Raw genomic sequence first — 17127 nt, 5'->3', positions numbered from 1 at the left:
TCAGGGCCGTGAGTGCCGGAAGTTTCCTGCGTGCGCGTCGCGCACGCAGCGGACCCGCTATTCGTCTCTTACTGTTCATATCCCCTCAAAACTGTGCGGGCCCGTCAAGGATTCGCCAAGGGTCGTCCGCTTGTCCCCCCCAAGGACCCGATATGCGACGGCAGTTGCCGCGACACAGCGCATGATCGCATAGCGAAAAGGGCCAGACGGTACCTTTGCGGGCCGTCCGGGCCTGAGTGGTCAAGAACACGTGAGTCGGCACGTGAGGTGATTCAACCCGCCTTCTGGGCACACCGCCTAAGGTGATATCAATGGGTTCGCCGGTCCGAGCGCAGGGGGCAGTCGACGCGCCATCAGACCAGGCAACGAGACTCGGGGGGGTCTGACCAGCCAACCCGGTTCCTTGTCGGACGGGCACCGCGTATGCGCTGTATACGCGTGAATTCTTGACGCTCTGCGCGCGATTTCCTGTCGCGCTGTTCGCAAGGGACCTGAGAAGCCATGAAGTTGATTTCCCGTACGCTGACCGCCGCCACCGTCACGGCCGCCACGGTGCTCACCTGCTCCGCCACCGCCCTTGCCGCGGACACCCCGCCCTCCGCCGTGGAGGACTTCCAGTACCCGCAGGCCGACAAGATCTTCGCGGAGCGCGGGATCAAGCTGAAGACGGGCGACGGGCACATCACGCTCGTGGCCTGCGACGGCCGCCCCGGCCTGATCGAGGTGCGCGCACGGGACATGCAGGAGACCGACAAGGTCGGCCAGGGGAAGTTCTGCTTCCGTGTCTCCGGCAAGTCGGGTTACCTGAGCCTTGAACTGCCCAGCGTCTACGGGGCCAAGGGCAACGACTACAACGTGAACCTCAACATGCAGACCACCAACGAGGACAAGTCCTACACGCTGGACAAGAACGCCTGGACGAACGTCGGCGAGAGCCAGGACCCGCAGGGGCGTCGCTTCACCCTGCTGGAGATCGTCGCCAAGAAGTAGCCGGAAAACAACGGCTCTTTCTCCATGACTCCAGCAAGGGAAAAGAAACCCATGTCAGCCATACGCTCACGCACCGCGTGGGTGGCAGGCCTCGTCACCGCCTCCGTCACCGCCGGCGTCATGACCGCCGCCCCGGCCGGCGCCGTCGTCGGCGACGAGGCCAAGGACAGCCAGTACACCTTCACCGCGAAGCTCGACATCGGCAGCGGCAGCGGCAGCAAGCGCAGCTGCACCGGCACCCTGGTGGAGAGCCAGTGGGTGCTCACCGCCGCCAGCTGCTTCGCCGACGACCCGTCCCAGGGCTACCGCATCCCCGCCGGCGCACCGAAGGCGAAGACCACCGTCACCGTCGGCCGCACCGACCTGACCACGGAGACCGGCAGCACCGTCGACGCCGTCGAGCTCGTCCCCCGCGGCGACCGCGATCTCGTCATGGTCCGCCTCGCCAAGCCGGTCGCCGACATCGCGCCCGTCGCCATCGGCAACTCCGCGCCCCAGCAGGGCGAGGACGTGCGCGCGGCCGGCTACGGCCGCACCAAGGACGAGTGGGTCCCGACCCGCCTGCACTCCGCAGCGTTCACCGCCGGTACGGTCTCGGCCACCACCGTCGACCTCGCGGGCAAGCCCGCCGAGGCCACGACCTGCACGGGCGACGACGGCGCCCCGGTCTTCCGCGAGAGGAACGGCGCCTTCGAGCTCGCCGCCGTCAACACCGGTTCCTGGCAGGGCGGATGCTGGGGCTCGGACGACTCCGAGAAGCGGACCGGTGCCACCGCCACCCGCGTGGACGACGTCGCGGACTGGATCCGGCAGACGTACGTCCGCACCCTGCTCTCCCGCGCCGACTGGAAGAAGGCCTCCCACCTGGCCTCCGGTTACTTCACCGGCAAGGGCGCGGCCGACAGCAAGCGCCGCATGGACCTCTTCGTCGTCTGGAACGACGGCTCGGCCTCCCTCTACCAGGGCTCCGACGGCGGCGACCCGAAGTACCCGTTCACCGCGGAGTACAAGCTCGCCGGCGCCGGCAGCTACTGGAAGGACGCCCGCGCCGTCACCGGCGGCAAGTTCACCCAGGACGGCTCCGAGGGCCTCACCGTCCGCTGGGCCAGCGGCAAGCTCTCGACGTACACCCACGTCGACGAGACGGGCTTCCACGATGAGAAGACCCTTGCGTACAGCGACACCTGGAAGCGCGCCCGTCTGATCACCGCCGGCCGCTTCGCCACGAACAACCTGCGGGACGACCTGCTCGTGCTGTGGGACAACGGCTCCACGTCGATGTACTCGGACACCGAGAAGAACGGCGTCTCCAAGGAAACCCAGCTGACCAATGCGGACAAGGGCTGGGAGAACGCCGTTCAGTTGAACGCGGGCGAGTTCACCGGCAAGAGGGCCGCGGACCTCATGATCCGTTGGCAAGAAGGCCAGACCCAGCTCTTCCCCGGCGTCGACGCCGCCGGCTACCACGGCGGCCGCATCCAGATCCGCCCCGACCACACGGCCTGGGAGAAGGCCGCGCAGATCACGGTCGGCAACTTCACCGACGCCAACGGCCACCCGAACGACATTTTCATCCGCTGGAACGACGGCAACCTCAGCTACTACCCGGGCGTGGACGCAAGCGGCACGCACGGCGAAGTCCAGCTCGTCGGCTAGGAGCAATCACTCATGACCAACAAGACGTCCCGGACCGCGTGGGCAACCACCCTCGTCTCCACGGCCGTTGCCGCCGGCCTGCTGACCGCCGCCCCGGCCCACGCCGTCGTCGGCGACCCGGCCAAGGACGGCCAGTACGCCTTCACCGCCAAGCTCGACATCGGCACCGGCAGCAGCAAGCGCAGCTGCACCGGTGCGCTCGTCGACGCGCAGTGGGTGCTCACCGCCGCCGGCTGCTTCGCCGACGACCCGGCGCAGGGCTACCACATCCCCGCCGGCGCCCCGAAGCTCAAGACCACCGTCACCGTCGGCCGCACCGACCTCTCGGGCAACGGCGGCACGCAGATGGACGCGATCGATCTCGCTCCGCGCGGCGACCGCGACCTCGTCATGGTCCGGCTCGCCAACCGCGTCACGAACGTCGCTCCCGTGACCGTCGGCACCACCGCGCCCCAGCAGGGCGAGGAGCTGCGCGCGGCCGGCTACGGCCGCACCAAGGACGAGTGGGTGCCCGACCTGCTGCACACCGCCGCCTTCGGCGTCGGCAACGTGTCGGCCACCGGCGTCGACGTCGACGGCAAGGCCCCCGCCGGCGCGAGCCTGTGCAAGGGCGACACCGGCGCGCCCCTCTTCCGCGAGAAGGACGGCGCGTTCGAGCTGGCTGCGGTCAACACGGCGTCGTGGCAGGGCGGTTGCTGGGGCTCGGACGACTCCGAGAAGCGGACCGGCGCCACCGGCTCCCGCGTCGACGACGTCAACACCTGGATCCAGCAGCTGCGGCTGACGGGCCGGTCCGGCGAGGTCACCAACGTCGTCACCACCGGCAGGTTCAGCGGCAGCGGCCGCAGCGACGTGGCCGCCGTGCTGAAGGACGGCTCGCTGGTCGCCTTCTACACGGGTCCCGACGGCGTTCTCCAGTACGGTCGCGAGCTGTGGGGCGACAAGACCTGGGACGGCAAGAAGCAGATCATCGCCGGTGACTTCAACGGCGACGGCACGACCGACATCATGGCCATCGGCCCCGACGGCATGCTGAAGCTGTACCGCGGCACCGACAGCGGCAAGCTCGCCACCGGGCAGAACGCCTGGCGCGACAATTCGTGGGGCAAGATGACGGCCGTCGCCCGCTTCCGCGCGCCCGGCTGGACGCGTGACGGTCTGATCGCCCAGTGGGACGACGGTTCGCTGTTCGCCTACCCGACCGGCCCCGACGGTCTGCTGACCGGCCAGCGGCAGGAGATGTGGGGCGACAAGACGTGGACCAAGCGTCTCCTCGCCACCGCCGACTTCAACGGCGACGGCAAGGACGACATCGCCGCCGTCTCCTCGGCCGGCAGCATGGACCTGTACACGGGCAACGCCAAGGGCTCGTTCGACAAGGCCGGTCGCATGTGGAACGACAACACCTGGGACACCATGCAGTTCGCCCTGGGCGGCGACTTCGACGGTGACGGCAAGGGCGACGTCCTCGCCCGCTGGGGCCGCGGCGACCTGCGCTGGTACCCCGGCGACGGCAAGGGTCACCTGGGCGACTCCCGCGCGGCGTGGCCGACCGGCTCCTGACGCCGGCTGACGGTCTGCGGCCCCCGCCCCTCCCGGGGCGGGGGCCGCATCGTCGTACACGGCCCGCCAACTCCCTCCGAAAACCTGCCTGTCGGCAGGCAACCTGGGGTACCCGATTCCCGTGTTCCCCAGTAAGACCAGCGAAACGGTCCACAGGGAGGAGTAGGGTCGGGGACTGGTGCGGTGGCTTCCGCTCCGTTTCCAGCCCCCGCCACTTCAAACCGTACGTGCGGTTCTCCCGCATACGGCTTTCCGACATCGTTCACCGCTGGGCATGCGCCAACGCCCCGTGCCACTTTCCGGACAGGCGGAAGACCCCGAGCCGACTGACCCACCCATAGTTGTAGCGGGCGGCCCAATTCCGGCCCGAGAGGCCGTGTTTATCGCTGGTGAAAATCGCCAGCCGCTCGTGGACGTACTGGTCCACCGCTACGAACTTCCGCGCAGAGTTTCCCTTACGGAAGTATCCGGCCCATCCCCGGAGCACGGGGTTGAGCTCGGCCACCACGGCAGCCACCGGCCGCTCGGTCCGAGAACGCGAGGTAGCCGCACGGACCTTGTCCCGCAGTACCTTCAACGCTCGTTGCGAGGGCCACCGGTACAGGTAGAACCTGCCCCGCCACTTCCACGACTCCACTTTCCGGTGGTGGAAGCCGAGGAACTCGAAGCCCTGCCCACCTCGGGTGAGGCAGGTGATGCCGGACTTCTCGGGGTGCAGTCGCATCCCGAGCTGTCCCAGCACTCTCGCCGCCAGTTGCTGGGCCTGCTCGGCCCGTTGTCTGGTCGGCGACAGGACCACGAAGTCATCGCAGTACCTCACCAGCACTCCCAGCCGGCGGCCCTCGTCCTGCCACGCCTCATCGAGGACGTGCAGAGCGACGTTCGCCAGCAACGGGGAGATCGGTGAGCCCTGTGGGGTTCCCGCCCCGGTCGGAGAGGTCACCCCGCCCTCCAGTACTCCCATCCGCAACCACGACCGGATCAGCTTCAGCATCGACCGGTCCACCACGCGCCTCGCCAGCTGAGCAACGAGTGCGTCGTGCCCGATCGTCCCGAAACAGTCCCGGATGTCGGCCTCGAAAACCCACTCCCGACCTTTGTTCGCCGCGACGCGCACGGCATCGCACGCGTCGATCGCGGACCGTTTCGGCCGGAATCCGTAGCTCGCCTCGGTAAACCCGGCCTCGAAGACCGGTTCGAGAACCAGCTTCGCGGCCGTCATCACCACGCGATCAGCCACGATGGGAATCGAAAGCGGCCTGAACTCCCCCGGCCGCCCCGGCTTGGGAATCTGGACCCGTCGCAGCACCGACGGACGATACGTATACGTCCGCAGTCGTTCCGCCAGGTCCTGGAGGAATACATCCACCCCCGAGGCCGCCACCGCGTCGACGGTCACGCCGTCCACGCCAGGGGCTCCCCGGTTCGTGCACACGACCGACCATGCCCGCCACAAGACGTCCATGCGGTGGACGTGGCCATACAGGGCATGGAATCGTCGTTCGGGTTCTTGCTTGGCACAGCGGTAGAGCGTCCACTGCAAGGCTCGGACCTTGTCCAGAGGGCGGCCGTCTGGTCGTGCGACGCCTTCCTCCCGACGGATGGAACTAGCCGAAATGGCACTCATCCGGGCCCCTCCCTGTTTGTGAATCGCGTCGATGAAGCAGGGGTCCTTCGCTCCCGGCGGGTTATGTTGTCCCGCCGATCAGCACTACTACGACCCCCTCCGACTGCCTCTCGACAGCCCGCCACTTCCCGGTTCCGCCGGTTATAGGCGAGCCACGCTCCCGGGCCGCATGCCCGGGGCCGAGTAGGCCCTCTCCAGTTCCCAGGACAACCTTCCGACCGTTCCACGCCCCTTACGCCGGGAGGTTCTTCGGCGCCCGCTCCAGGTTCCCGGACGCCTTCCATGGCCTTCGCCCTACGCATACGGGCTCGGCACCTCCTTGGCCCACCCCACCGGGCGGGGTCTACATGACGACGCTGCAGGCTTCACTTGATGTTGCGGACCGGCCGGTCGCACGCCCCCGAAGGACGCTTGTCACCCCACTTCGACGCCGCCCTCTCGAACGACGCCGGGAGTCAGCTACCGGGGACCCTGGCGTCTCCCCGGACCGGACTTGCACCGGCTGGCTGCCCTGAACTTGACGTCCGGTTACATCCCCTCCACCTCTTTCAAGTTGAGACGACGCCCGGACTCCTGGACGTACAAACGCAATGAACCGCACGTTCCGCCTCGTCGCCGCCACAAGCCTGGCCGTCGCACTCGGCGCGGGCCTCACGGCCACCGCCGTCGCCGCACCGGCCCCGGCCGCACCGTCCGCCGCCACCGCACCGTCCGTGGCCGCAAAGCCCGCCCTGACCGCCAAGGCCAGTGTCGCGTCCGTGGGCGTCTGGCAGGAATTCCACGTCACCGGAAAGGCCACCGGCATAGCGGCCGGCACCAAGGTGACCCTGCAGCAGAAGCAGGGCGCCAAGTGGGTCTCGCTGCCCGCGACCGTCTCGGTCAACAAGAACTCCGCCTATGCGATGCGCGTCAAGCTCGGCATCAAGGGGAAAAACTTCCTGCGCATTTCCGGCGGCGGCGCCGTATCGCCCGCATTCACGGTCACGGTTCGCTGAACGAAAGGCAATTCCGCTGCGGCCGGGCGCGCCCCTCTTGATACGGCCCCGCACCCGAGAGGGCGCGGGGCCGTATCAATGCATCAGCGACGCGTCACCCGCAGCGTGCCCTCCGGGGTCAGTGCGGCCACCACCAGCCGCCCCTTCGCGTCCGCAGCCACCGCCGGTGCGCCCACGGCCTGTTCGCCGAAGGTCGCCCACTTCGGGCGGGCGTCCTGGCCGAAACCGCTCGCGCTGAGGGTTCCGGCGTTGTTGCGGCTGACGAGCAGGGCCCGTTCGGCCTTCGCCGGGTCCGGCGCGGCGGCCATCACGCCGTAGCCGCGGGCCGCGAGGCCGAGGGCGAGTTCCTTCCACTGGCCGTCCTTGCCCTCCAGGCGGTAGGCCAGCGGCTTGGCCGAGTGCGGCTGCCGGAACGCCAGCAGCAGGCCCCCGCCGGGCTGCGGCAGCAGCGTCGGCGGGTCGGCCGGCACCGGCAGCCTGCCGTGCTGCCCGGCCACGGCGAAGTCGCCGCCGGGACGTTCCTGCGCCCAGTGGTGGACGGTGTCGTGACCCGAACCGGCCACGTGGATGCGGCCGTCGGTGCCCGTGACCGCGCTGAGGCCCTCCTGGACCTCGGCGCCGCCCAGGTCGGTCCACTTCTCGTCCCAACGCCCGTCGGCTCCCTGGCGCTTGGTGCTCACGCCCTTGGCCCAGGTGCGGACGAACAGCTGCGCACTGCCGTCCTCGTTGCGGGCGACCACGGGCGCGCCCACGCGGCGGCCGCGGACCGGGTCCTCCTCGGGGTTGCCGAGGGAGGCCCAGGAGCCGAAGCGGCCTCCGGGGCTCTCCTGCTCCAGGGCGACGATCTCGCGGCGGTTGCCCGCCGCGTCCGCGCCCAGCCCGGCGAACCGCTCGGCGAACAGCTGCCAGCGGCCGTCCTTGGTCTGCGAGACGGCGAGGGCGGGTGCGAGCATGCCGCCGCCGAGCAGCTGGGGCGCGCCGAAGCGGCCGCTGCCGGGGGCGGTCTCGGTCCACATCGCGGCCTGCTGGTCGAGCACGCCGAACGCGGTCAGCCGGTCGTCGTGCCCGCGCTGCAGCCACGTGGTGGTGCCGGGGTAGCGGACGTTGGTGCTCTGCAGCCAGCCGGTGCCGTACGAGCGGTCCCGGCCGACGTCGTAGTCGCCGCAGCCCGCGGCGAAGCCGCAGCCGAGGGCGGGGTCGCCGCCGTAGGCGTTGAGGACGTCCGCCTTGCCGCGCACGAGGCCCGGCGGCAGGTTGAACGGCCAGCGCTCGTTGTAGTAGCCGCGGTGGGCGGTGACCGTGAAGTGCTTGCCGTCGCCGGGGCCGCGGTAGCGCTCCAGGGCCGCGTAGGTGAAGAGGGCGACCGCCGTGTGGTCCGGGTGGTCGGAGTAGCCGGTCTGGTCGTGGTGCTGGCGGTGCTTGCGGTCGTGGACCTGCATGTCCGGGTCCGGGTCCATGGTGCGCACCAGGGTGGGCTTGAACCGGTCCAGCACGCCCGCCAGCGCGTCGATCAGCCCGGCGCGGGTGACGGGACGGGCGTCGCGCACGGTGGAGCCGGCGGACACGCGGGTGCGGGTGGCGGCCTTCGGGTCGGACCACAGGTCCGACAGGCTGGTGTCCTTCCGGCCGGGCGGGTCGTCCTGCGGGACGGCCCGGTTCTTGCCGGCCGGTCCCTCCCCGGTGTCGGGCTGGTCCGCCGTGTGCTGGCAGACGCCGAGGAAGACCAGGGTGACGCCGGGGTGGTCGGCCAGGCTGTCCATCTCGCACTGGATGCCGCCGGGCAGGTCCAGGACGGTGCGCTTCCACTCGGCGAGCGGCTTGCCGGCCGCCATCAGCGCGTAGGCCTGGCGCAGGCCCTGCTGGCGGGAGCCCGCGTAACCCGCGTAGTCCGGCTTCGGCTTCTCCTTCTTGCCGGGCACCTTGTTGAGGCCGTCGGCCTCGCCGCTGGTCACGTAGACGCTCACCACGCGGTGGTTGGCGTCGATGGAGTGGCGGACGTCGGGGTTCATGAAGTACAGGTCGTCGTCCGGGTGGGCGATGATCTGCATCGTGACGGCACCGCCGGTGCCGTCGTTGCCGGCCGTCACCTTGGCGCGCACGGCCGGTTCGGTCTTCGCGGCCTCGGGCTTCTTCCCGTGGCCGGACGTGCAACCTGCTGCGGCCAGTGCGGCCATCGCGGACAGCACCAACCTTCTGCTGGGGCCGGAACCTTGACGTCCCGTCACTCGATCATCCGTCCTCTCGGGCGAAGCGCCGGTTGCGCATCGAGCCCTTCTCGTACTGGGAGGCGACGGGGAAGTAGCCGTCGAGGAAGACCGCGAGCGCGTCGGCCTGCTCGTCCTCCGGGACGTCACCGTCGTGGTAGTCGTTGATGCAGAACACGTCGTGGGAGCGCAGTGCCAGCAGGCGGTGCAGGCGCACGTGGTGCTCGCGCAGGCCGACGTTGACGAAGGCGGAGCCGATCGAGCCCGGCATGCTGGTGCCGGTGAAGAGCCCGTACCAGTGGTGCAGGGACGAGGGGATCGCCAGGTCGGTGCGGCTGCGGAACTGCGCCTCGGCGGTGCGTCCCACCTCTTCGGGGAAGCGTTCCTCCAGCTCCGCCAGGACGCTGCGGCGCAGCGGGTGCGGGGCGTGCAGGAAGGTGTTGGTGACGGTCCTGCCGAACTCCCGCTCCATCAGGGCCCTGTTGTTCTTCGCGGCCGCGAAGACGAGGTCGCTGTCGAGCGACGGGTCGCCGGCCGGGATGGCGGTGGGCGAGATGAAGCACTTGGCCTTGCCGGAGCCGTGGAAGAAGGACTCGGGCTTCATCGGGCGGCCGAGGAAGACGTCGTCGTTGAAGTAGAGGATGTGCTCGGCGATGCCGTCGATGCGGTGGATGCGGCTCTCGATGGCGTGCGAGTTGAAGGAGGGCAGGCGCCCGGTGTCGCCGAAGACCTCCCGGTGGCTGACGACGTGCACCCGGGGGTGGTCGGTGTCGAGCCAGTCGGGGGTCTGGTCGTCGGTGAGCAGGTAGATGTTGCGCACCCACGGGGCGTGCAGGTCCAACGAGCGCAGGGAGTAGCGCAGTTCGTCACGGCTGCGGAAGCGTGCCGAGCTGCTCGCGGACTCGGCGACGGGGATGCCGTGCTCGGCCTGCGTACGCGCCTTGCGCTCCAGCCAGGCCTCGTCCGTGCCGTCGACCCAGGTGTAGACGACGTCGACGGGGAAGTCGATGTCGTCGACGAAGGTCTTGGCGAATGCCTCGACGGTGCGGTACTCGCGCTCACCGATCGTGGTGCTCGCCACGCGCTCCAGCTCCGTGCGCGGGAACGTGGCGCCGTAGCGGGTGCCGGCGGGGACCGTGACGGTCGTCTCGTCGTCCTCGGTGTCCTGCCAGAACACGATGTTGCAGCCGTAGACACCACTGATGCGCAGCTGACCGTGGCCGGTGAGCACGGGGCGGAAGATGCGGACGATGTTGCTCCCCTGCGGAACCGCCGACGGGCCCGAGAACGAGGCGAGCAGCGTACGCAGCACTGCGCCGCGGTCGTTCAGGAATCCGGCGTAGACCGGTTCGTCGCGGTAGCGCTCGGCGAAAGCCGTCAGGAATGCGTTGCGATGCGCACCGTCCACCAGAACGGAGTGCCGCAACTGCGGAGTGGGGACGAGGACGTACGGAATCCCCAGCCCGTCCAGCACCGCCACCGTCAGATCGAGGTTGTCCTGCATGACCTCGAACGGCGTGGTGTTCTCCCGGATCAGGGAGATCTGGCCGCCGGCCCGCTTGACGTCGGGGCGGGCCGCCTCGATGCGGACCTCGTGGGCCTTGTGGGCCACGTCGGAGTGCGGGCGGTCGATGCCCTGCGGGACCGCGGCGCCGGTGATGCCGCCCTGGGCGTCGGCGGCGGCCTGGAGGGTGCGGCGGCGGGCCTTGTCGGCGGTGCGGGTGCCGCCGGCGCGGTGGGCGGCGAGCTCGTCGAGCAGGCGGTTCCACTCGTCGGCGACCTCGCCGTCGGTGTACCGCTCGGAGGTCTTGAGGGCGGCGGCGCCCATCTGCTTGCGCAGCTCGTCGTCGTCCATCAACGTGGCGAGCGCGTCGGCCAGTTCCGTCTCGTCGCCGAGCGGGACGAGGAGGCCGTCGTGGCCGTCGGTGAGTATCTCGGCGGGGCCGTTGGGGCAGTCGTAGGCGACGACCGGGACGCCGGCGGCCTGGGCCTCGACGAGCACCAGGCCGAAGGCCTCGACGCGGGAGGTGAGCATGGCGATGGACGCCTTCGCCCACTCCTCCGTCATGTTGGGGGTGCTGCCGACGAGTTGCACCTGGTCGGCGATGCCGAGCTGGTTGGTGAGGTTCTTGAGCGCCCGCATGCGGGGGCCGTCGCCGAGGATGCGCAGGGTCCAGCGGGGGCGGTCGAGGGCGACGGTGGCGAAGGCGCGCACCGCGTGCTCGATCTGCTTCTCGGTGGCCAGGCGCGCGCCGAGCGCCACGGTGCGGGTCTGCAGCGTGGACTGGGGGCGGTAGCCGCTGGGCAGGGCGTTGCCGATGGCGGCGAGGCGGGGGGCGCAGGCGCCGAGGGTCTCGGCGAACCAGTCGCGGGTGGCGCCGGTGAGGGCGACCAGGGCGTCGATGGCGGAGCTGTACAGCCGCAGCGGTTCGCCGGAGGGGCCGCGCAGTTCGGAGACGCGGTGGTCGAAGTGGACGGTGAGGACGTGCGGCGGGGCGAGCTGGGCCATGTAGGCCATCAGCGCGGGCGTGCTGGAGATCAGCACGTCGGTGTCGATCGTGCGCAGGGCCTCGGCGAGCTCCACGTCGGTGAGGCGGCTGAAGTCCGACTCCCAGGAGGCGTCGACCAGTTCGCTGGGGGTGGCGGCCAGGCGCTTGTAGGCGGCGGCCATGCCCTCGGCGGTGTCGGCCTCGACGGGGCGCTGCTGGTCGCCCTTCTTGTCCACGAGGTAGCGCACGGGCACCGCGCCGCTGCCGAAGAACGTCTCGCCGGTGGTGCGGAAGATGCTGAGGATCTCCACGTCGTGCTGCTTGGCGAGCAGCTCGGCGAGGGTCATCGTGGCGCGTTCGGTGCCGCCCATCAGGTCGGCGTAGGTCAGCAGAAAGGTGATTTTCACGTGCGGCCTTCGTGGTCTGCGGCGGTCCGGGTGGCTGGGGCCGTCATGGGGCGACGGAGGTGCGCGGGGTACAGACGAGCTGGAGCGCGCCGCGGCGGGTGTACTGGGGCTTGACTCGGACGAAGGTGCCGTCCGCGGCGCGCACGGTGAACGCGGCCGGTGTGAGGACCTTGCGGGGCGTCCGCAGGTCGTGGTCGCGGCGGCCGAGGTCCAGCGTGCTGCGCCGGTTCCGGCCGGGCAGACGGAAGGTCCAGACCTGGCGGCCGGAGGTGCCGGTCATCTCGGCGAGGGGGACGGAGATCCGCCAGGCGCTGTCGTCGCCGGGCAGGGGCTCGGCGGTGCGGCGCAGCACGCGGCGGCGCTGCTGCTCGACGACCTCGACGACGGGCCGGGCGCCGCGGGTGCCGTCGGCGGCCGGGCCGTGGACGGCGAAGAGCAGGCCGGCCCCGGTGAAGGAGCGCTCGATGCGCAGCACCTCGGCCCGGGAGAGGGCGGGGGCGACGGTGAGTCGCAGCTGGCCGGAGGCGGCGATGCCCATGTGGTGGCGCCGTCCGGTGTCCGGGCAGACGGCGAGGGCGCGGGTGGGGCCGGAGAAGCCGGGGGCGCCGTCGCCGAGCAGGCGGAGGCGGACCGGGGCGGCGGCGTCCAGCTCCAGGGCGAGGGTCCAGCGGCCGGTGCCGAGGGGCAGGCCGCCGATGGCGTCGCCGAGCAGCACGGTGGCGCTGACGCAGGGCCGGCCGGCGTCGTCGCGGTGGGCGCGGGCGTCGGCGCGCAGCTCCGTGGCGCCCTGGACGAGGACGAGCCGGGCGGGGGCGTCCTCGGGGGCACCGGCCGGGAGCTCGGCGTGCAGGTTCAGGGTGTGACCGTCGAGGACCGCGGCGTAGCGGACGCGGGCGGCGGAGCCGTGGGCCGCGGGCATGAGCACGGAGTCGACGAGGGTGTCGCGGCCGGTGGCGACGCCGGAGCGGACGCCGTCGCGCACGGCGGCGCCGACCTTCAGGACGGGGCTGCGGCGCAGGGCGATGCGCGCGGACTTCTTGATCACGCGCAGGGCGTGGCGGGGGGCGCTCACGGGCGTGCCCCGCGCGCGCTCGGCCGGTCCTCGGGAGTCATGATCTGGAAGTGCACCCCAACAGGGTAATCGGACCCCCGACGTGGCGAGGAGCGGTTCCGGCCGGGCGACCGGGATCCGTTACGGGTTTACAATTAAAGGACAGGTAAATTTTCAGGGCGGGTGCCGCGGCCCACGAAACCCCGCGGCAACGCATCCGCCCTTGCCGCGACAGCTGATCGTCATTCCGGGGCCACTGCGGTGTGCCCCTGGGGGATCCTCAAGGAAATTGCACCCAGTTGAGCATCTCTGATAGTTACTTGGAGATCTGTTTGCCGACATAGACCGCTTTGGCATGCCGGTAAGCAAGAGAGGGTGCCCCCACAGCGCACGACCGCGGCTCACCACGGGAAGATCTGGAACGGCCATGACATCGGAAGCCCAGTCGTCACTGCCCGGACGTGGTGAAGCTCTCGTCCCCGCAGCCCGCGCGAACCCCGAGAAGTCCGGCCTGGTCAAGGCGTACCGCCGCCTCCTGCCCGAGAGCACCCGGCGCGCGATAGCCCAGCGGGTCTCCGTGGAGACCCGCGGCGCCCTCATGCAGCACATGGCCAGTTCGCTCGACCTCCAGCAGCGCGGCCAGAAGCTCCGCGGCAAGGTCCTCCGGCGCCGCTACGCCGCCCACCTCGACGAGGCCCTGCCCCGCGTGGTGCTCGTCGACGGCAAGGCCCGTATCGCCCTGGTCGACCCCGCCCCCACCCCGCAGGCCGCCCGCGCCGACGCGCTCGCGCTCGTCTGCACCACCCTCGAGCACGCCCGGATCGACCACTTCTGCGTGCGCACGGAGCCGGGCGAGGCCCCCTCCGTCGCCGTCTCCGCCGCCGACCGCGGCCGGGTCCAGCAGGAGCTGGCCCGCCTGTGCCGCCGCATCCCCGGCTACGCCGCCCCCGTCGACCGCGAGGGCGTCCCCGGCACCCCGCACGCCGGCTTCGTCCACACCACCTGGCGCCGGCTGCAGTCCGCCCCCGTGACCCGCGTCACCTGGTACCGCACCCTCGCCGACGGCGAGCTGGTGCTCGGCCAGGAGCACGGCTGCGACATCGAGTACTGGAAGCCCGAGGACGGCCCCGAGGGCGCCTGGCTCGTCGCCCCGCGCCGCAACGTCGTCACCGCGGAGGTCCCCGCGAGCGCCGACCCCGTGGACGCGCCCGCCGAGCTCTTCACCGGACCGCTCGCCCTCGGCGGCGAGAACGCCGTGGCCCCGCACCGCACGGTGCACACCCGCCCCGAGTTCACCATCCGGCTGCCGCAGGACATCCCCTTCCCCATCGACGTCGTCTACACCTGGGTCGACGGCGCCGACCCCGCCTGGGCCGAGCGCCGCTCCCGCGCCCTGCGCGAGGCCGGCGGCAGCGAGTCCCACCACGAGGAGGCGGTGAACGCCGCCCGCTTCCTCAGCCGCGACGAGCTCAAGTACTCCCTGCGCTCGCTGCACCAGTACGCCCCCTGGGTGCGCACCATCTACCTCGTCACCGACGACCAGACCCCCGCCTGGCTGGACACCTCCCACCCCGGCATCCGCGTGGTCGGCCACAAGGAGATCTTCTCCGACACCGAGGTGCTGCCGACCTTCAACTCGCATGCCATCGAAAGCCAGTTGCACCACATCGAGGGTCTGTCGGAGCACTTCCTCTACTTCAACGACGACGTCTTCCTCGGCAACCCGCTGACCCCGCAGACGTTCTTCCTCTCCAACGGCCTGACGAAGTTCTTCCTCTCCCCCGCCCTCGTGCCGCTGGGCGACCGCAGCCCCGCCGACGCCCCGGTCGCGGCGGCCGCCAAGAACAACAGGGCCCTGGTGGAGGAACGCTTCGCCACCACCCTCACGCAGAAGATGCGGCACGTCCCGCACGCGCTGCGGCGCTCCATGCTCGACGAGATCGAGGACCGCTACGCCGAGGCCCACGCGGCCACCGCCGCGGCCCGCTTCCGCAGCCCCGACGACCTGTCCGTCGCCTCCTCGCTGCACCACTACTACGCGTACCACCAGGGCCGGGCCATACCGTCCGACCTGCGCTACATGTACATGGACCTGGCCCACCCCAACACGTCCCGCCGCCTCAACCGGCTGCTGGCCAACCGGGACCTGGACATCTTCTGCATCAACGACACGGTCTCGACGGAGAAGGACCTGCAGCGCACCAACGCGCTCATCAGCCCCTTCCTGGAGGGCTACTTCCCGGTGCCGAGCCCGTTCGAGAAGCAGGGCCGAGGCAAGGGCTGAAGCAGGGCTGACGCTCACCCGATCGGGTGGTCGTATGCCAATAGGCGTACGAGGGCGGCCCGGAAGATCCAGCCTGCTGGCACCGGAGGACGCCGCCGCCGAGGAGAGCCCGATCCCGATGCCGCCCGAGACCCACCCCGACATCCTGGTCTCCAAGCGCGCCGCCGACTTCCTCGGCCGGGCGCCGGAGACGCAGCTGACGCCGAAGCAGGTGCAGAAGGCCCTGCAGATGTCGCACGACACGGAGGGCCGGATCACCGGCGCTCTGACCGTCGCGCAGTTCCGGCTGCTGCTCGCGCAGCCGCCGGAGTGGTTGCTGGAGCATCACCGCGGGCTGGTCGCCAAGGGGATCCCGCAGCAGGGGCGTCCGGCGCCGGTGCGCCCTGCCTCGGCCTTCGGTCCGCTCTTCCGTGAACCGGAGTTCGCGGAAGAGGATGCGGTTGCCGACTGAGCGGTGCTGCAGTTGCGGGCCGTCTGCGGTTGCTCGCGCAGTTCCCCGCACCCCTGCGGGGCGCCTGCATGATCGCGCCCGTCAGGGGCGCGGGGAACTGCGCGACCAGCCACGACGAGCCCGCAGTTGAAGCGCTGTCCCCCTGCGGAGCGCTAGAGCTGCTGCCTGATCAGATCCTCCAGCGCCCCCTGGGGCACCTCCCCCTGCGGCGTCAGCCGGTCGACCACCTTCGGCAGGGCTTCCGCCAGCCGGTCCGCGGCCTGTTCCGGGGAGCAGTCCGCCTGCCGCGCCACGTGCTCCAGCGCCTGGTACGGCAGCGCCTGCGCAACCTCCGGCCCGCTCACGGCCGTGTTCGCGCCGGTGCCCACCCACGACCGCGCCTGCTCCCCCAGCCCGCCTTCCGTGAGCTCCCGCATCAGCCCCTGCAGCGGATTCCCGCCACCCTGCCCGCTGTCCCCGAGCGTGCCGAGCAGGGCGGCGAGCAGACTCCCGGACCCGCCGCCCTGCCCTTCGCCGATCAGCCCGCCGAGCAGGCTCCCCAAGTCGTTCCCAGCCATACCGGTTGCCTCTGCCTTTCGTGGACACGGTGACACCGGGAGGAAGGCCTACCCCTTGCGGGGCGGCCGGGCGGGAGGCTCGGGGGAGGTTCACCCGGGCAGGCGTGCATCACCCCTCGCGGACCGCAGCGGTGACGGGGACGTCAGACGAAGGGCACATTGACGCAGGCCAGCCGTGCGCCCGCCATCCCTGCCTGACCAGGACCCGTCTCGGTGGCGTGCTCGTGGACGACCACCGAACGGGCCTCTCCCGCGCGGAAGAAGAAGTCGACGGACGAACTGGCAGAACCGTTCCCCCGCCCGTCGGTGGTGAAGTCCAGCCACACCTCGTTGTCCGGGTTGGCGTACTCCGGATCGGTCGAGGGCTGCTTCGGATCCACGACATCCTGATAGTGCGAGCCGGAGTCGGCAGGCTTGGTGCCGCACGGCTTCTGATGGACGTGGGCGCCGAACGTACGGCCCGGCTGGAGACCGTGCACACGCAGCTCGATCTCGGTGCCGTCGCGGTGGGTGCTCTCCAGCACGGTGACACGGCTGCCCGCAGGCACCGCCTTCGCGTCGAACGTCACCGCCTGGTACGTACCGCCACCGGCTGCCGACTCGAACCGGCCGTGCACGGCCGTCCCGTCGCAGTTCACACCGGTCATGGACGAGGCCACGGCCATGGAAGAGGCAAGCACTGACATGAGAAAGGACATCCTGGGCCCCTTTCAGCGCGGTTCCCGCTGTCGACCCCTCGGTTGCGAGGGCTGCCGCACAGCCTCGCACCACTCCCCGCGGACCGGGCCCTGCCTCCACGGTATCCGGCCAGTCGGCCGACGAAAAGCCCTCTGAGCTGCACATGTGCAGCTCA

The 17127-nt window shown here is 70.7% G+C and carries 12 protein-coding genes; 6 read left to right on the top strand and 6 right to left on the bottom strand.

Going from position 1 to position 17127, the window contains the following annotated elements; genetic code table 11:
• Positions 1-501: 501 nt before the first annotated feature.
• The 3 genes from ACLHRZ_RS13975 to ACLHRZ_RS13965 are packed head-to-tail and all read left to right on the top strand — an operon-like array spanning position 502 to position 4209.
• Complete coding sequence (locus ACLHRZ_RS13975) at positions 502-990, top strand: hypothetical protein (protein WP_490418710.1); 489 nt, start codon at positions 502-504, stop codon at positions 988-990.
• A gap of 51 nt (positions 991-1041) precedes the next feature.
• Positions 1042-2646 carry a S1 family peptidase gene (locus tag ACLHRZ_RS13970; RefSeq protein WP_490418709.1) on the top strand — a complete coding sequence of 535 codons (1605 nt, stop codon included), beginning with the start codon at positions 1042-1044 and terminating at the stop codon, positions 2644-2646.
• Positions 2647-2658: 12 nt separating this feature from the next.
• Complete coding sequence (locus ACLHRZ_RS13965; protein WP_490418708.1) at positions 2659-4209, top strand: S1 family peptidase; 1551 nt, start codon at positions 2659-2661, stop codon at positions 4207-4209.
• Positions 4210-4471: 262 nt separating this feature from the next.
• Here the strand turns inward: ACLHRZ_RS13965 and ltrA are convergent, their stop codons facing one another.
• Positions 4472-5674, bottom strand: coding sequence for a group II intron reverse transcriptase/maturase (gene ltrA / locus ACLHRZ_RS13960; RefSeq protein WP_490418913.1), 1203 nt, complete (start codon positions 5672-5674; stop codon positions 4472-4474).
• A 752-nt stretch (positions 5675-6426) separates the two neighbouring features.
• Between ltrA and ACLHRZ_RS13955 the strand changes: the two genes are divergently transcribed.
• Complete coding sequence (locus tag ACLHRZ_RS13955; RefSeq protein WP_490418707.1) at positions 6427-6831, top strand: hypothetical protein; 405 nt, start codon at positions 6427-6429, stop codon at positions 6829-6831.
• Positions 6832-6914: 83 nt separating this feature from the next.
• Here ACLHRZ_RS13955 and ACLHRZ_RS13950 read toward each other — a convergent pair whose 3' ends face one another.
• From ACLHRZ_RS13950 to ACLHRZ_RS13940, 3 genes are read right to left on the bottom strand one after another with little or no spacing between them, the layout of a single operon-like run.
• Entirely contained in the window at positions 6915-9056 is a 2142-nt protein-coding gene (locus ACLHRZ_RS13950) for a PIG-L family deacetylase (RefSeq protein ID WP_490418706.1), read from the bottom strand.
• Between the two features lie 4 nt (positions 9057-9060).
• The gene (locus ACLHRZ_RS13945) at positions 9061-11931 is read right to left on the bottom strand and encodes a stealth conserved region 3 domain-containing protein (protein WP_490418705.1); all 2871 of its coding nucleotides are present in this window, start codon (positions 11929-11931) and stop codon (positions 9061-9063) included.
• 43 nt (positions 11932-11974) lie between these two features.
• Entirely contained in the window at positions 11975-13003 is a 1029-nt protein-coding gene (locus ACLHRZ_RS13940) for a hypothetical protein (RefSeq protein ID WP_490418704.1), read from the bottom strand.
• 406 nt (positions 13004-13409) lie between these two features.
• Here ACLHRZ_RS13940 and ACLHRZ_RS13935 point away from each other — a divergent pair, with 406 nt between their 5' ends.
• Complete coding sequence (locus ACLHRZ_RS13935) at positions 13410-15266, top strand: stealth family protein (RefSeq protein ID WP_490418703.1); 1857 nt, start codon at positions 13410-13412, stop codon at positions 15264-15266.
• 118 nt (positions 15267-15384) lie between these two features.
• The gene (locus ACLHRZ_RS13930) at positions 15385-15717 is read left to right on the top strand and encodes a hypothetical protein (protein WP_490418702.1); all 333 of its coding nucleotides are present in this window, start codon (positions 15385-15387) and stop codon (positions 15715-15717) included.
• A gap of 152 nt (positions 15718-15869) precedes the next feature.
• Here ACLHRZ_RS13930 and ACLHRZ_RS13925 read toward each other — a convergent pair whose 3' ends face one another.
• On the bottom strand, positions 15870-16310 hold the full coding sequence (locus ACLHRZ_RS13925; protein ID WP_490418701.1) for a YidB family protein: 441 nt from the start codon (positions 16308-16310) through the stop codon (positions 15870-15872).
• A gap of 107 nt (positions 16311-16417) precedes the next feature.
• Entirely contained in the window at positions 16418-16960 is a 543-nt protein-coding gene (locus ACLHRZ_RS13920; RefSeq protein WP_490418700.1) for a superoxide dismutase family protein, read from the bottom strand.
• Positions 16961-17127: the final 167 nt, after the last annotated feature.

The sequence above is a fragment of the Streptomyces sp. AM25 genome, from assembly GCF_058146165.1.
Note: the sequence above shows the minus strand (reverse complement) of the source record. Positions and strands in the feature narration are given on the sequence as shown.

What these genes read in the sequence shown, in the direction of transcription:
- ACLHRZ_RS13975 (WP_490418710.1), top strand. Translation starts at nt 502, where the DNA reads ATGAAGTTGATTTCCCGTACGCTGACCGCCGCCACCGTCACGGCCGCC.
- ACLHRZ_RS13970 (WP_490418709.1), top strand. Translation starts at nt 1,042, where the DNA reads ATGTCAGCCATACGCTCACGCACCGCGTGGGTGGCAGGCCTCGTCACC.
- ACLHRZ_RS13965 (WP_490418708.1), top strand. Translation starts at nt 2,659, where the DNA reads ATGACCAACAAGACGTCCCGGACCGCGTGGGCAACCACCCTCGTCTCC.
- ltrA (WP_490418913.1), bottom strand. Translation starts at nt 5,674, where the DNA reads ATGGACGTCTTGTGGCGGGCATGGTCGGTCGTGTGCACGAACCGGGGA.
- ACLHRZ_RS13955 (WP_490418707.1), top strand. Translation starts at nt 6,427, where the DNA reads ATGAACCGCACGTTCCGCCTCGTCGCCGCCACAAGCCTGGCCGTCGCA.
- ACLHRZ_RS13935 (WP_490418703.1), top strand. Translation starts at nt 13,410, where the DNA reads ATGACATCGGAAGCCCAGTCGTCACTGCCCGGACGTGGTGAAGCTCTC.
- ACLHRZ_RS13930 (WP_490418702.1), top strand. Translation starts at nt 15,385, where the DNA reads ATGCCGCCCGAGACCCACCCCGACATCCTGGTCTCCAAGCGCGCCGCC.
- ACLHRZ_RS13920 (WP_490418700.1), bottom strand. Translation starts at nt 16,960, where the DNA reads ATGTCAGTGCTTGCCTCTTCCATGGCCGTGGCCTCGTCCATGACCGGT.